This window comes from Natrialba magadii ATCC 43099, from assembly GCF_000025625.1.
GTDB lineage: Archaea > Halobacteriota > Halobacteria > Halobacteriales > Natrialbaceae > Natrialba > Natrialba magadii.
Window position 1 is genome coordinate 3,594,827 of record NC_013922.1, and the last position, 14,719, is coordinate 3,609,545.

Consider the following 14,719-nt stretch of genomic DNA (forward strand, 5'->3'; position numbering starts at 1 on the left):
TCGTCCGTTCGCAGTACTGGCAATGACGCTGTACTCGCGAGTTCGCCCCCTCGCGTTCAAACTGCCGGCCGAGACGGCCCACGACCTCGGGAAGCGAACGCTGCGGGCCGCACAGTCGACGCGACCGACGCGGGCGGCGCTATCGACTGCGTACCAGTACGACCATCCCGCACTCGAAGTCGACCTGTTCGACACCACATTTCCGAACCCCGTCGGCATCGCCGCCGGCTTCGATAAGAACGCCGAAGTAACGCACGCACTGGAGGCGCTCGGCTTCGGTTTCGTCGAGATTGGTACCGTCACCCCCTACTCGCAGGACGGCAACGACCGGCCGCGGCTATTCCGCCTGCGCGAGGACGAGGCGATGGTCAACCGTATGGGATTCAACGGGCAGGGAATGGAGGCAGTCAAGGCCCGACTCGAGGAAGACGGCACGCCGGGCTTCCCCCTCGGCGTGAACATCGGCAAGATGAACTCCTCGACCGAGCGCGAGGCCATCGAGGACTACCGGCGCGTCTTCGACCGCCTCTCGCCGTTTGCCGACTACGTCGTCGTCAACGTCTCCTGTCCGAACACGCCCGACGAGTTCGACGAGGCCTCGCCCGAGCACCTCCGGGAGATTTTCGAGACGATCGACGCGGAGAACGATTTGGACGTCCCAATCCTCGTCAAAATTGGCCCCGACGAACCCGAGGAGTCGATCCTCGACCTCGTCGACATCGTTCAGGAGTTCGACGTCGACGGAATCGTCGCCACAAATACGTCGACTGCGCGCGAGGGACTCGCCTCCGCAAAACGCGAGGAGTGGGGCGGCCTCAGCGGCAAACCCGTAGAGGGGCGCTCGACCGCAGTCATCCGGACGATTGCCGACCACACCGACGGCGACCTCCCGATCATCGGCGTCGGCGGCGTCGACTCCGCCGCGAGCGCCTACCGCAAGATTCGAGCCGGCGCATCGCTCGTCCAACTCTACACCGGCTTCGTCTACCAGGGTCCCTCGACCGCGAAGCGGATCAACCGCGGACTCGTGCGACTCCTCGAACGCGACGGCTTCACGTCGATCGAGGAGGCTGTTGGAGCCGAACTCGAGTGACCTGTAGACCTACGATCTGTCATACAATCAAAAATTTCATGCTCCAACGGCATATTTGCAGCACCGATATCTATGAATTTGAGACGGTTGGTAAAACCGCTGGTGATGGATACGTGCGTGTTGGGTGTGCTAACCGTCGCGCTCGTGTATGGTCTCACTCGTTCGGGACTCCTCATCGTCGGACTGGCTGGCCTTGGTATCATCTGTATAGCGGTCGGTGGCGGGACTGCTGGACAGGTCACTTCGGGTCAGTCTGGATACGGTGAGTATGGCGAGGTAGGAACGCCGGTCGATGATACGGGAATCTGGTCGGGAGTTTCCCCTGACGCTCCGTTCCAGGTACGACTCTTTTTTTACGGGGTTGGACTCGTTCTCTGGAGTCTCATCGTTCTTCGACTGTTTTCGTCGAACCTGCAGTGATCCCACGCCCACGCTGGAACGACTCCCCGCCCACCGTTCAATTCGCGCTCTGTATCGAATACGCGACTCGTGGCAGACAGCAAGTGGACCGACGGCTCTACTGGTAACCACTCTCACCAGCACTTCCGCTGAGCGTGTCAGACTGTTTGCTCTCTAATACGATTTCCCGGATTGTGGCTTCAGAACGCCTTTGTCGCCGAAGTAACCCGTTTTCGACTCAGGGCTCGACGAGTTCAGACTGTCGCGCCGCTTCTTCCGCTCGCTCGAACAAGTCGTCCGGTTCGTACTCGAGTAGCGGCTCGAGTCGGGCGTTGGTTTCGGCGCGGTCGGGGGCGACGCGGTTACAGCCGGCGTTGATCGTCGACTGGGTGAACGTGTCGATCTCGCGGGCTTTGGCGACGATGTCGGCTTTGTCCCAGGTGAGCAGCGGGCGGTGGATCGGCAGTCGGGTCACGCGGCTGGTGACGCCGAGGTTCTGGAGTGTCTGGCTCGATTTCTGTCCGACCGCTTCGCCAGTGACGATGCCGTGGGCGTCGACGCGGCTTGCGAGGTGTTCCGCCGTGCGGTAGAAGAAACGGCGTAGCGAGAGCATCCGGCCCTGTTCCATCGTCTCGACGAGCAGGTCGACGGTCTCACCGCCGGGAACTGTGTAGACCTGCATGTCGAAGTTGGGTGCGTAGCGCGAGAGCGTTCGGACGGTTTCCATCGCGCGGACCTCGTGGTCGATGCCGCCGTAGGCACCGAGATCGACGTACACCGGCACGATTGGGCTGCCGCGTCGCATCATTTCGTAGGCTGCGACGGGGGAATCGATCCCGCCGCTGATCAGCGCGATGACCGGCTCCTGGGCACCGAGTGGAAGTCCGCCCGGTCCCGGCACTTTCTCGAGGTAGATGAACGCGAAGTCTTCCCGAACCTCGACGCCGAAGGTGAGGTCCGGGTCGTCGAGGTCGACTTCGGGCTCGAACTCGTCTTCGACGGCGTCCCAGATGGCGGTGCCGCCCTCCCGGGCGAGGTCCTCGCTCGTGTAGGGGAGGGTCTTGTCGGCGCGGCGGGCGTCGACCGCAAAGCTGCCGCCGTCGTAGCACGCCTCGGCGGCCTCGGTGAGCGCGGCGCAGATTTCTCCCTTCGCGGTGTCGACGGTTCGGACGGCGCTTGCGGAGACGACGCCGAAGGCGTCCGCAGCGGTCGCCGTGGCGGCCTCGACGTGTTCTTCGTCGGTGTGAATCAGGGGTCGGTTCCACCGACGTTCGACCTCGCCGGGGATCGAGCGGTCCGCGAGGAGGGCAGTAAGATTCTCCGCGAGACAGTCCTCCATGTACCGCTTGACTGTGTTACTCTTGGTGTTGACGTCCCCGTGGCGGATGAGGACGGTATCGGCTCCCGGCAGGTGCATGGACAGCGCTATGAAGGCGCGCCATAAGGGGGTTACGAGCGACGATCGGTGACCGGGTCGGCGCACTCACCTCGACAGTGAGTCGGCTTTCTACCGCCGCTAACTGCTGAGCAGAAGGAGAGAAACTGCGAAACGCAACCGAAAGCGAATCGAATCGAGCGCCGAGTTAGAACGTCGTCAGTTCGCCGTCGATAACCTTTCGCGTAATGTCTGTGACGTTCGCGAGTTCGTCGTCGACGATCGCTTCGATCTCGTCCTGAACGTCTGCGAGTTCGACGTCGTCAGCCGTGACGACGTGGATGTCGGCGACGTGTGGCTCGTCGATCGGACGGCCGATCTGGGAGAGTAGGCGCACACGCATGTCGCGGATGCCGTCGACTTCGGCGACGACTTCCTCGGCGATCTGCGTCGAAAGCAGGTTGTAGATCTTGCCAATGTGGTTGACCGGGTTCTTGCCACTCGTCGCCTCCATCGACATGGAGCGATTCGGCGTAATGAGTCCGTTCGCGCGGTTGCCGCGGCCGACGGAGCCGTCGTCGCCCTGCTCTGCCGAGGTGCCGGTGACGGTGAGATAGATCGAGCCCTCCTCGTAGTCGTCGGCCGTGTTGACGTGGACGTTGACCTCCCGGTCAGTGTGCTCGGCCGCGACTTCGGAAACGAACTCGCGAACCGATTCGACGGCGTCTGCGTACGCATCGAGGTCCGCGATGTGCTCGTCGATCATCGCCGCCGCGACGGTAACATCGATCGTGTCGCCCTCGCGCTTGCCCATAATCTTCACGTCTGGGCCGACGTATGGGTTCTCGTCTGCGAACTCACCGTTCAGGCGCGCCTCGGCCTCGGAGACGATCTGCTCCGTCTCCGTCAGTGGTGCGTGACCAACGCCGAAGCTCGTGTCGTTGGCCATTGGGACGCTCACTTCGTCCTCCCCGAAGACGTCCTGCAGGTCACCACTCCCCTCACCGAGCTTCACGTCGACGACGATATCCTCGCCGTACTCGAGTTGCGGGATGGTCTCCTCGAGGTACTCGCGCGCTGCGCGCAGTGCGATCGTTTCGGTCGGGATGGTCTGACCCTCGTAGTGTTTGGTCGCACGACCGACGATCAGCAGATAGATGGGGTCGACGACCTCGCCGCCGCCGAAGGCGGGGGCGGCTTCGCCGGCGACGAGCTGCGTCTCGTCTGTGTTGAAGTGCAGCACTTCGCCGACACGGTCCAGATACTCGCGTGCGAGTGCGCCGGCAACGCTCTCTGCGACGCCGTCACAGATCGAGTCCGGATGTCCGATCCCCTTTCGCTCGACGATTTCGACCTCCTGATCTTCGACTGCCTGTCGGTCGATTGGCTCGACCCGAATGTTCCGCTCGCTCATTGCCGGCTCTAAACGGAGCGTGGTTCTATAACTTGCGGAAACAGATCAACGGCGGAAAATACCTGGCAGTTATCCACCGATCGACTGCGTTCGGCGGGCAATCGGGCGTTAGGCGTCAAGCAAGAGCCCGAGATACGAGGTCCGGAGCTGATCGTCAGGGTCGAGGCCGAGGGATTCGAGTACAGTGTACGCGCCGGCGCGGGCGGACTCGAGTTCGGTCTCGCTCTCGACCTCGGTTTCGACCTCGACGTACTCGCCGACGTCGTCGACGGTGTCGAGAGTAATTGTGAAGTCTGTCGAGAGAGTGGAGGCTGACTCTGTGGCGTCCGTCTCGGCGAGTTCGACCGTGTAGCGCTCGCGTTCCTTGCGAACCGTCGCGGCTGGCTCGAAGCCGAGGTTCGACAGAATCGTATCGAACGTTTCACCGTCACCGATGGCAGTTTCTGCCTCTTCGCGGGTCTTCGACTCGTCGTCGACGAGCGGTCCCTTGTAGGTGACGCGTGTGTCGCCGTCGTGTCCGTCGGCTCTGTTTTGATCCGAATCTGAACGACGTTCCCGCCGAATCCGGAGCGCTTCGTCCGTCTCGGCGAACGTCCGGTGTGGAGCATCGTAGTACGTGTCGGTCTGGATAACCGTTCCCGCCGGTGTCGCATCGAGTGCTGTGCTGTCGTCTTCGTCTCCGATTCCGTCGTCGTCCTCAGCATCGGTTCCGTCCTCGAGTAGCAACCGAACACGGTCGAGTTCCGCGGGCACCTTCACTTCGACCTCGTACATGGCCGTTCGAACGGGTAGCGGCCGTAAGTATCGGTCGTTCTCGTCGGTAGCCACAGCTACCAGTCGCCGCGTGGACGCGTTCTCGGGCCAAAGCGTCGTACTTAAATGTCGACGGCGGGACGTACAACGTATGACCGAGGAACAGGAGGCCGAGCTCGATGAGCAGGCCGATGACGTCGAAGCGGAAGCCGACGAAGACGCAACCGAAGCCGAGGGGCTTCAGGACGGCGACTTCGTCGAACTCGAGTACACTGCATACACCGCCGACGGTGACCAGCTGGTCGACACGACCGACCCAGAGGTCGCCGAAGAGGAGGGTGTCGCAGACCAGAACCAGGAGTTCAAACCACGCACGATCGTCCTCGGCGAGAGCCACATCTTCGAGGGTGTCGAGGAAGCCATCGTCGGCTCCGAAACGGGCGACACCGGCAGCGTAACGATCGACGCCGAGGATGCCTTCGGGGAGTACGACCCCGACAACGTCCAGACGGTCAGCGCCGAGAAGATCGACGAGGACGACCGCTACCCCGGTGCGAACGTGCAGGTCGACGGCCAGCAGGGCTACATCAGCACGATCATCGGCGGCCGCGCGCGTGTGGACTTCAACCACCCGCTGGCCGGCGAGGATGTCGAGTACGAGTTCGAGGTTCTCGACGTCGTCGACGACCGCGAACAGCAGGCTGCCGGCCTCTTCGAGATGTACCTCGGCCTCGAGCCAGAACTCTGGATCGAGACTGACGACGTCGAGGAGGAAGTCCCAGTCGAGCCTGACGAGGACGCAGATGAGGACGAAGACGCAGAGCCTGAGTTCGAGACTGAGGTCGTCGAGAAGGAGACGCTCTACCTCGAGGCCACGCCACAGATGACCATGAACCAGCAGTGGATGATGGGCAAGCAGCAGATCGGTCAGGACATCATCGACCAGATCGGTGTCGACCGCGTCATCGTCCAGGAAGTCATCGACGGCATGGGTGGCATGGGCATGCCCGGCATGATGGGTGGTATGGGCGGCATGGGCGGTGGCGACATCGAGGAAGCACTCGAGGACGCCGATGTCGACGCCGACGAGATCGTCGACGAACTCGAAGGCGCAGAAGAGTAACCCTGCGACCAGCGGTTTCAGTTCTTGCGGTTTCAGACAGTATCAGTCTCGACTGTGGTGGTTCCGCTGAGCCGAACGTCGGGTCTGTGTAGCGCGCAAACAGTGTCACTTGGAGCTGAAATCGCGGGAGCTGAGACCGATATCAGGACCAAGACCAGAAACAGGAACTAAAAATGGGGCGCGGGAACGGCGAACTCAGGCGATATCTCGACTCGTATCGATCGCCACCTCTTCAGTCAACTCGAGTTTGATCGCCTCGGTCGGCTGGCTGCCGCCGCGGAACTTGGGAACGGTGAGGTGGTTCTCGAGTTCGGCACCGGAGATTGCGGTCTGGAGATCGAAAACCGCGTCCGCTGCATGGAAGGTTCGAGACCGGTTCGTCGGTTCGTCGCCTTTCAGGCAGTGGAGGACGGCGATACCGTTTTTCTCGAGCATCTGAGTCTTGAGGTCGTTGAGGAACGAGATAAACTCCTCGCGGTCGGTGTGCTCGAGAACGTCCATGGTGTCGATGATCAGGTTCGCACCATCGGGAAGGGCGTTGATGAGTTTCCGTGTTTCCGTGATCGGGGCATCGCTGCCGACGTGTCGAATTGTCGGGTTGCCGACGTCAGACGGCGAGTTCTCGACGGCGTGGCGGACAGCATCGGTCGACCGTTCGGTCGAGAGATACAGCGTGCCACGTGCCGCGGTCAGCTCGTACAACAGGAGTTCCGATTGACTGGCGGGGGCTGCAGTGTACGCGACGAGACAGCCCGGCGGGAGCCCACCGTCGAGTTTTCGATCCAGCACGTCGATCCCGGTCTCCAGCCGTTCTACCATACGGATATCGTGTCTTTCTGTAGTTCGTGCATAATTCTTTGCCTTTGTAGTACTGTCACGCCAGGTGGTGAATCGAGACGGCGACGCGGAATGGTGGGATTCAAGAGGAATGCAAGAGCCAACACGAACGAATGCGCCACGATCACCTCATCACGAGCAAACAACTCTCGCGGGCGGACATCGAGACTGTCCTCGATCGGGCAGCCGAGATCGCCGACGATCCGGATGCCGTCGCCAACCGCCACGCGAACGCCGTGCTCGGCCTGCTCTTTTTCGAACCAAGCACACGGACGAAGATGAGCTTCGAAACCGCGATGAAGCGCCTCGGTGGCTCCGTCGTCGACATGGGCTCGGTCGAGTCCTCGAGTGTCAAAAAGGGGGAGACACTCGCGGACACCGTCCGCGTCATCGAGGGCTACGCCGACTCCCTCGTCCTTCGTCACCCCAAACAGGGAGCCGCCGCGATGGCATGCGAGTTCGTCGACGTCCCACTGCTGAACGCCGGCGACGGCGCGGGCCACCACCCAACCCAGACGATGCTCGACCTCTACACGATTCGAGAAAACGCAGGGCTGGACGACCTCACCATCGGCATCATGGGCGATCTGAAGTACGGCCGCACCGTCCACTCGCTGTCCTACGCGCTCACCAACTTCGACACACACCAGCACTTCATCAGCCCCGAGAGCCTGCAACTGCCTCGCGAAGTCGTCTACGACCTCCACCAGCAAGACGACACCCAGATCCGCGAACACGAGGCACTCGAGTCCGTCCTTCCCTCGCTCGACGTGCTCTACGTCACGCGGATTCAGCGCGAGCGGTTCCCGGACGAGAACGAGTATCAGAAGGTCGCCGGCGAGTACCAGATCGATCTGGAGACACTCGAGGACGCGAGTGACGACCTGACGATCATGCACCCGCTGCCGCGGGTCGACGAGATTGCGCCGGAAATCGACGAGACGGAGCACGCGGCGTACTTCGAGCAGGCACACAACGGGGTGCCGGTGCGGATGGCGCTGCTTGATCTGTTGCTGTCAGGAGGTGAGACCGATGAGTGACGATCACGATCATCACGACGGCAACGCGGACCACGAACTGCGCGTCAGCAAGATCCAGGACGGGACCGTCATCGACCACGTCCGCGGTGGCCAGGCGCTGAACGTGCTCGCAATTTTGGGCATCGACGGCAGTAAAGGCGAGGAGGTCTCCGTCGGAATGAACGTTCCCTCGGACCGCCTCGCGCGCAAGGACATTGTCAAGGTCGAGGGCCGCGAACTGAGCCAGGACGAGGTCGACGTACTCTCGCTGATCGCACCCGATGCCTCGATCAACATCGTCCGCGACTACGATGTCGTAGAGAAACACCGCGTCGAGCGTCCCGCCGTCGTTGAGGGTGTCCTCTCCTGTCCGAACGCAGACTGCATCACGACCGACGGCGAGCCGGTCACCTCTCGGTTCGAGGTACTCGATGACGCCGTCCGCTGTTCGTACTGCGAAACGATCACGCGCGAGGGTATTGCAGAACTGATCGATACGAACTGAGTGCCACCAGCGAGAGGTGGTGGGGCAGCAAGGCGGTGATCGGCGACGTGAAGGTGGAGTCCACTCTGTCACGTTGCCGCCGATTCTCGCTGTGCAAAAGAGGGGCCGAATACGATAGGTGTGCTATATTTTCACGAGGAGAGAACCGTCCAGAATAGCTAAGTACGAGCCGATCGATTGTTATGGTGTATATGTCACGCACGATTAAAGTCGTACTCGCCCTGGTCGTCATCGCCGTCCTCTGGAAACTTCTCAGCACGAGCGGCAGCGACATCGACGACGAGATCGAGTACGACCCCGTCGAGTAATCGACGCGACGTCACGCATAGTCTCACCAATAGTACACAACCGTTCGAGCGTCGACACGACTGCGGATCGGATCCCTTCCCTGATTCGTTCCGGTCCGTTCCGGTCCGCTCTGTTCCGGTCCGGCCGGTCAACGATCCCTGATCCTCGATCCCCGATCCTCAGTCCTCGATCCGAACGGCTTACAGGCACGGCGTCGTACGCTGCAGTATGTACGGCGTCGTCACTCGCAACGCTGAAGAAGTCCGGTGGCCGGAGTTCGACCGCGGATTCTACGAAGTCAAGGACGTGACCGGCCGGTCTGCCGACCCGATCGAGGACGGGGTGAACATGGTCTCCTGCTTCGGCGACAACGCGGCCGCAGATGCAGACCCGTCGCTCATCCCCGTCGACGATATGGGTCGTCCCGCAACCCGTGATCGAAAATACTTCGACTGGGCCTACATCTGCCCGTCTCGACAGGACTACCGCGAGGGCCTCCTCGAGATTATCGACGACTGCGTCGCGGCTAACGAGGACGTTCGACTCGACGACGTCGGCTTCCCTCGCGAAGGATACTGTCGCTGTGGCGTCTGCGAACAGGCCTTCGAGGCCAGCGAGTTCGACGACCGTCAGGCCTGGCGCGCCGACGTGATCACGGACTTCGTCGCCGAAGCCGCCGAGCGAATCCCCGGCCGCGTCTACCTGACGCTCTACCCGGACCCATACCCCGGCCACCTCTACGAACGTGCCGGGCTGGATCTCGACGCACTCGAGGAACACGTCGACGAGTTCGTCATCCCGCTGTACGATATGGCCTACGAGACGACCTACTGGCTCGAGACGATCGCGAAGGGATTCCAGAGTGCACTCGAGACGCCCTTCAGCATCGAGCTGTACGCGATCGATATCGAGATCGATAATTTGATTCACGCGCTCGAGGTGGCAGAACACTACGCTGAGGGAGTGTTCTTCGGGTACGAGGCATCGAACGCGCGAGCGGCGCTGCGCAGGCGACGTGCCGACGAGCGGGAAGGTGTTTCACACGGCGAGCCGCAGTAGAGTAGCACTGTTCTAGCACTTTAGCACTATTCTGGTGGCTCTGAGACGGGAAGAACGGAAATAGAGTCGAGTGACCTACCGGGTGTCGTCGCCGACGATGTCGTCATCGTCGTCGTCATCTAACAGCCCCTCGTCGTCGGTATCGTCGTCCATGAGGTCGCTGTCGTCGTCACCAATCAGGTCATCGTCGTCGTCATCGATGATGCCGTCGTCGTCCGATCGGCCGCGGCGGTCGTCATCGTCCATGAGGCCATCGTCGCCACGGTCATCGTCCATCAGACCGTCGTCGCCATGGTCGTCGCCGAGCATACTATCATCGTCTCGGTCGTCGTCTCCGATGAGGCTGTCATCATCACGGTCATCGTCCATGATGCCGCTGTCGTCTCCGCGACGGCTATCGTCGTCCATAATGCCGTCGTCATCGTCACCGATGAGACTGTCGTCATCCCGGTCATCGTCTCCGATCAGTCCGTCATCGTCGTGGTCGTCGTCACCGATGAGGCTGTCATCGTCGTGGTCGTCGTCACCGATGAGGCTGTCATCGTCGTGGTCATCATCGCCGATGAGGCTGTCGTCGTCTCGGTCGTCGTCCATCAACCCGCTATCGTCAGTCCGGTCGCCTCGACCGGTATCTGTGTCCGTCATTCCGCCCGACTCTGTCTCTCGTCCCGTACTGGTTCCAGCACCAGCACCAGCACCAGCACCAGCACCAGCACCAGCACCGGCACCGGCACCAGTACTGGTCCCTGGACCAGTCCCCGACAAATCACTCTGGAGATGAATCGCGTCGTCAGTCATCTCCGCAACTGCCGTCTCCTGCAACGGATACGCATCGTCGGTCCCGCCCCAGCCGAGTTTCGCCTTAATTGTGTCCGCGATACCCGGATCCGGTTCGACGTGTGCCGTCCCGTGTTCGACGTCGGCGACGATACCGACCTCGTCACCCGCCGCGTTCACAACCGTCTTTCCGACGTCGTCGTCTGTAAATTGTGGAGACATTGCACCAACGAGTATGTCAAACACGACCAAGATGGTGGTGCTTGCGCTGGCTTGCGAGTTTGCCACCAACGCGTGTCTCGGCCGCCCTCACCGCCACTACTTCTGTCATCATCCTTGCTCCTCTCGAGTACCGCGCTCATCAAAATATCGTACCGCTGGACAACACCTCGATACAAAACGAGAGGTCGCGTGCACGACCCCAACCGGACGTGGCTACTCGTTGAATGCAGGCTCTCGTCCTTCAAGGAACGCAGCAACACCCTCCTCGTGGGACTCAGTGGCGCGAGCGTGGACCTGCAGCAGATTTTCGTAATCCAGCGCCTCGTCCCACTGTCGACCCATATTCTCGTGCATCGCCTGCTTCATCATGCCGATCACGTCCGTTGGCCGACGGCCGAGTCGCTCGACCGTCTCCGTCACCCGTTCGTCGAGTTCGTCGGCCGGCATCGACTCGTTGATCAGATCGAGATCCGCCGCACGCTCTGCGTCGAAGAATTCACCGGTGAACGCGAGTTTCTTCGCAGCACGAAGGCCGATCAACCGCGGAAGCATGAACGTCCCGCCGGTGTCTGGAATGAGGCCAACGCGAACGAACGCACAGGAGAAGGTCGCATCCTCGGCCGCATAGGCAATGTCCGAGAGCGCGACGATTGCAAGGCCCGCACCCACTGCGTCGCCGTTCACCTTTGCTACGATTGGCACGGGACACTCGAGCATCGCCTCGACGACACGGCCGAACGTCTCGGTGACTTCCTCGTAGGCTTGTCGTGGCGGGTCGGGTTCGGCGGCCATCGCTTCAATGTCGCCGCCGGCACTGAACGCGTCGCCCTCGCCAGTGATGACGATCGCGTGATACTCCTCGGGAGTGGCGTCAGTGATCGTGTCCGCAAGCGTCGACGCGGTCTCGCGGGTGATCGCGTTGAGCACACCTGGGCGGTCGAACGTGAGTCGCAGAACGCCGTCGTCGCTGTCGATCTCCATAGTGGAGAGACAGAGACCTGACTCTTAATGGTGCTGTTCCGCGAAAATCGATGGCGCGTTGACGCGTCGACCCGCTGTCGCGCTGGCGTGCTGGCGCGCTACCAATCCCAGACTACTGGTGAGGGACTCGAGTACCGGCCGTTGTCACGAGTGCTGTTGAATGTGGCTGGGCGTTAGTCCGACGGCATCGGTGCCGTCGCGACTTCGTCTTCGGCGACGTTGAGTTCGGAGGTGACCAGCGCGCGATAGGCGCGTCGGAGGCGTTCGGACAGTGCCTGGTGAGAGATGTCGAGTTCCTCGGACAGTTCTTGCATCGAGACCTCGCGCGGAATCTCGAAGTAGCCGTGATCGATTGCGGCGACCAGCGTCTCGTACTGTCGGCTCGTCAGGCCACACTGAGAGTGGCTCTCCGACTCGAGATCGTAGAGGCGAACGATCGTCGGTGAGACGTCGTTGTCGACGAGTCGGTCGTACAGCGAGCTGACGTGATCGCGCTCGAGGACGCGAACGCTCAGGAGCCAGGTTCCGTTCGAGGCGGAGGCGCTGAGTACGGTTCCGCCCTCGTCGATGACGGTTTCGAAGACGTCGACCGTCTCCGGGTCGAACTCGATGTCGTACAACCAGCGGCCGTCATCGCTGTCGATCAGCGAGTACGCATCGACCGCCGACGAGGTTGCGAGCGCGTCGTCGATCATCTCTTGTGACGGTCCCGACAGCCAGAGGCTGTGCCCGTTCGAGGCGATAACACACTCCATCTCGCACGTGAGTGTGGGGACGGCCTCGAAGAGTTCGCCCAGTCCGGTACCCTCGGCCGAGAATTCGATGTCTGCGATCGATGTCATGGATTCGATTCAATCGTTAAACGGGGACGGCATTAACCGCATTTCCAAAGAGATTAGCAGCGACAGTAGTGACCGTCACTTCGTCTGGTATATAAACGTGAGTTACAGCCAGTTGGTTCGGAATTGACGTTGAAAACGGTGCCAGAAGGCGAAACAGGACTGTTTCGAGCAGACAACGGTTGTGTGCTGTACAGCTTGAAAGAACTCGGGCCGTTCTATCTATCGCAAGCGTGTGGCAGCGGTCGGCGGGAACCGCACGCAGGCGTTAGTGTGATCGACTCGCGAGGAGTGTTCCAGTATGACGATCGGTTGGGTGGAGGGCTTACGCCACCTATACGTAAATCCCCGGGCTGACCGTACGGAGAACGTGACGTCGAAGGATACGCACGAACGGAAGTGGAGTCGTCGACAGTATCTCACTGGAACGGTCGCAGGGATGGCCGGGATCGGCGGAGTGCTCTCACTCAGTGAGGCCGGGGCGGCACAAGACGGTGACCTCGCAGCACAGTACGACACTGTCGTCGATATCGTCGACGCTGGCGCGGACCCGACTGGTAGCGAATCGATCACTCCCGTTCTCCGGGACCACGTTGACGATAACACGCTCATCGAGTTCCCAGAGGGACGGTACTACATGGACGAACAACTCCGGTTCACCCGGTTCGAGAACGTCGGGTTTGTGGGAGACGGTGCGACGCTCGTCCCGGCAAACTTTCACGAGTTCGAGGGCCCGCAGTATCGTCTGTTCCGTCTCGGGACGAGCGACAGACCTGGTCGCAACCTTCGATTCGAGGGCTTCGATATCGATCAGACCGCGTCGGAAACGGGAATCAGGGTCATCAACGCCGAAGTCGAGGATGGGCTCCTTGTCCGCCACGTGACGGTACACGGAGTCCACGATAGCGGCACCTGGGGGCCAGGGCTGTTCAACATCACCGATCCGGAGGGTGAGGGGCTCGTCTACTGTTTCCACGCACCAGACGGTGCCGTCCACGTTGATGAGACGCCGAACGCGGGCAACATGTGGCGTGGCGCCACCGGATTCGGGATCAATCAGCACCACCGTGGCACGCTCGTCTTCGAGAACTGTATTCTGGGTGGGTTCCCGGACAACGGCCTGTACGCCTCGAACGAGACCGGTCGAATCGGCGTTGATGGCGGCCACTACCAGAACAGCGGGACCGCATCCATCCGTCTCAGCGGGACCACCGGTGCAATCAGAAACGCGACGATCACCGTCAACGACGACCCGCACGACTCGGCGGGCCAGCACGCAATTCGAATCGACCGCGGCGAGGAGTTCCACATCGAGGGCGTCGAGATCGACATTCCCGAACCGAACGGCGATGCGATCAGGGTGATGAATCCCGTCGACGAGACGACCATCTCGAACACCGAGATCAGTATCGGCGCGCAGCCAAACAACGGTATCCGACTCGACCCCGAAACGGGGCCGGCGATTATCGACGACGTCACCGTCGATATCGACGGGAGTGCAAATGCTTTGCGACTCCTCGGCAGCGACGGCGGTGCGGTCGACGTCTCCGGCCTTCGGGTGACGGGTGATGCACCTGGCACGACGCTGCGGCACGCAATCTTCTGTGAACGGCACTCCTGTGAGTTTACCGGCCTCGATGTCGAACAGCACGGCACGACCCGCCGTCGCGGGATCGAACTTCGTGGCTCCGACTATCGGCTCGCCGACAGCGAGTTCGAAACGACGGATACGCCGATCGTTCTTAACGGTGCGAGCGACGTTACTGTCGAAAACTGTTACGCAAATCCGGCGTCGGACGCGTATTCGCTTCGAATCACGGGCGATTCCGGTGGCGTCCAGTTGCCGGCCAACGACTTCCCTGCGGGTGTTCGGGACGACCGGTAAGTCGGCACTGCCTCGTGAGCACTCTCGTATTGGCTCGGATCTGGCAATTCAAACAGTGACTATGGCGAGAACGCGGGCCGGGCGCGATTCTGAACGACACCCAGAAATGCTCGCTTCGCTGTGCCTTTCTGGTCTCCTTCAAATCGCGGT

The 14,719-nt window shown here is 61.4% G+C and carries 13 protein-coding genes; 6 read left to right on the forward strand and 7 right to left on the reverse strand.

Annotated features, from left to right (window positions below; translation table 11 throughout):
- Positions 1-22: 22 nt before the first annotated feature.
- Positions 23-1,093, forward strand: a complete 1,071-nt coding sequence (locus NMAG_RS16735) for a quinone-dependent dihydroorotate dehydrogenase (RefSeq protein ID WP_004267802.1) — start codon at positions 23-25, stop codon at positions 1,091-1,093.
- A gap of 637 nt (positions 1,094-1,730) precedes the next feature.
- On the opposite strand, the gene NMAG_RS16745 is transcribed toward NMAG_RS16735, so the two are convergent.
- The 3 genes from NMAG_RS16745 to cyaB form a co-directional block, all read right to left on the reverse strand.
- Entirely contained in the window at positions 1,731-2,909 is a 1,179-nt protein-coding gene (locus NMAG_RS16745) for a tRNA sulfurtransferase (RefSeq protein WP_004267800.1), read from the reverse strand.
- A gap of 166 nt (positions 2,910-3,075) precedes the next feature.
- Positions 3,076-4,281, reverse strand: a complete 1,206-nt coding sequence (locus NMAG_RS16750) for a methionine adenosyltransferase (protein WP_004267799.1) — start codon at positions 4,279-4,281, stop codon at positions 3,076-3,078.
- A gap of 108 nt (positions 4,282-4,389) precedes the next feature.
- On the reverse strand, positions 4,390-5,055 hold the full coding sequence (cyaB, locus tag NMAG_RS16755; protein ID WP_012996838.1) for a class IV adenylate cyclase: 666 nt from the start codon (positions 5,053-5,055) through the stop codon (positions 4,390-4,392).
- Between the two features lie 130 nt (positions 5,056-5,185).
- Between cyaB and NMAG_RS16760 the strand changes: the two genes are divergently transcribed.
- Complete coding sequence (locus tag NMAG_RS16760; RefSeq protein WP_004267797.1) at positions 5,186-6,157, forward strand: FKBP-type peptidyl-prolyl cis-trans isomerase; 972 nt, start codon at positions 5,186-5,188, stop codon at positions 6,155-6,157.
- Between the two features lie 195 nt (positions 6,158-6,352).
- Here NMAG_RS16760 and NMAG_RS16765 read toward each other — a convergent pair whose 3' ends face one another.
- Positions 6,353-6,976 (reverse strand): RAD55 family ATPase, encoded by a 624-nt coding sequence (locus NMAG_RS16765; RefSeq protein ID WP_004267796.1) that lies wholly within the window; start codon positions 6,974-6,976, stop codon positions 6,353-6,355.
- Positions 6,977-7,107: 131 nt separating this feature from the next.
- Between NMAG_RS16765 and pyrB the strand changes: the two genes are divergently transcribed.
- The 3 genes from pyrB (at position 7,108) to NMAG_RS16780 (ending at position 9,865) form a co-directional block, all read left to right on the forward strand.
- On the forward strand, positions 7,108-8,034 hold the full coding sequence (pyrB, locus tag NMAG_RS16770) for an aspartate carbamoyltransferase (RefSeq protein ID WP_004267795.1): 927 nt from the start codon (positions 7,108-7,110) through the stop codon (positions 8,032-8,034).
- Positions 8,027-8,518, forward strand: a complete 492-nt coding sequence (gene pyrI / locus NMAG_RS16775) for an aspartate carbamoyltransferase regulatory subunit (RefSeq protein WP_004267794.1) — start codon at positions 8,027-8,029, stop codon at positions 8,516-8,518. The genes pyrB and pyrI overlap by 8 nt, the downstream gene beginning before the upstream one ends.
- Positions 8,519-9,034: 516 nt before the next feature.
- Positions 9,035-9,865 (forward strand): hypothetical protein, encoded by an 831-nt coding sequence (locus NMAG_RS16780; RefSeq protein WP_004267792.1) that lies wholly within the window; start codon positions 9,035-9,037, stop codon positions 9,863-9,865.
- Positions 9,866-9,940: 75 nt separating this feature from the next.
- Here the strand turns inward: NMAG_RS16780 and NMAG_RS16785 are convergent, their stop codons facing one another.
- The 3 genes from NMAG_RS16785 to NMAG_RS16795 form a co-directional block, all read right to left on the reverse strand.
- Positions 9,941-10,864 carry a hypothetical protein gene (locus NMAG_RS16785; protein WP_004267791.1) on the reverse strand — a complete coding sequence of 308 codons (924 nt, stop codon included), beginning with the start codon at positions 10,862-10,864 and terminating at the stop codon, positions 9,941-9,943.
- Between the two features lie 213 nt (positions 10,865-11,077).
- A complete protein-coding gene (locus NMAG_RS16790) occupies positions 11,078-11,845 on the reverse strand; it encodes an enoyl-CoA hydratase/isomerase family protein (RefSeq protein ID WP_004267790.1) in 768 nt (255 codons plus the stop codon).
- Positions 11,846-12,018: 173 nt separating this feature from the next.
- Entirely contained in the window at positions 12,019-12,687 is a 669-nt protein-coding gene (locus tag NMAG_RS16795) for a helix-turn-helix domain-containing protein (RefSeq protein WP_004267789.1), read from the reverse strand.
- 367 nt (positions 12,688-13,054) lie between these two features.
- On the opposite strand from NMAG_RS16795, the gene NMAG_RS16800 reads away from it, so the two are divergent.
- Entirely contained in the window at positions 13,055-14,569 is a 1,515-nt protein-coding gene (locus tag NMAG_RS16800) for a hypothetical protein (protein WP_004267788.1), read from the forward strand.
- Positions 14,570-14,719: the final 150 nt, after the last annotated feature.

Excerpts from the sequence above, each read along its gene's own strand:
- NMAG_RS16735 (WP_004267802.1), top strand. The coding sequence starts at position 23 with ATGACGCTGTACTCGCGAGTTCGCCCCCTCGCGTTCAAACTGCCGGCC.
- NMAG_RS16745 (WP_004267800.1), bottom strand. The coding sequence starts at position 2,909 with ATGCACCTGCCGGGAGCCGATACCGTCCTCATCCGCCACGGGGACGTC.
- NMAG_RS16750 (WP_004267799.1), bottom strand. The coding sequence starts at position 4,281 with ATGAGCGAGCGGAACATTCGGGTCGAGCCAATCGACCGACAGGCAGTC.
- cyaB (WP_012996838.1), bottom strand. The coding sequence starts at position 5,055 with ATGTACGAGGTCGAAGTGAAGGTGCCCGCGGAACTCGACCGTGTTCGG.
- NMAG_RS16760 (WP_004267797.1), top strand. The coding sequence starts at position 5,186 with ATGACCGAGGAACAGGAGGCCGAGCTCGATGAGCAGGCCGATGACGTC.
- NMAG_RS16765 (WP_004267796.1), bottom strand. The coding sequence starts at position 6,976 with ATGGTAGAACGGCTGGAGACCGGGATCGACGTGCTGGATCGAAAACTC.
- pyrB (WP_004267795.1), top strand. The coding sequence starts at position 7,108 with ATGCGCCACGATCACCTCATCACGAGCAAACAACTCTCGCGGGCGGAC.
- pyrI (WP_004267794.1), top strand. The coding sequence starts at position 8,027 with ATGAGTGACGATCACGATCATCACGACGGCAACGCGGACCACGAACTG.
- NMAG_RS16780 (WP_004267792.1), top strand. The coding sequence starts at position 9,035 with ATGTACGGCGTCGTCACTCGCAACGCTGAAGAAGTCCGGTGGCCGGAG.
- NMAG_RS16785 (WP_004267791.1), bottom strand. The coding sequence starts at position 10,864 with ATGTCTCCACAATTTACAGACGACGACGTCGGAAAGACGGTTGTGAAC.
- NMAG_RS16790 (WP_004267790.1), bottom strand. The coding sequence starts at position 11,845 with ATGGAGATCGACAGCGACGACGGCGTTCTGCGACTCACGTTCGACCGC.
- NMAG_RS16795 (WP_004267789.1), bottom strand. The coding sequence starts at position 12,687 with ATGACATCGATCGCAGACATCGAATTCTCGGCCGAGGGTACCGGACTG.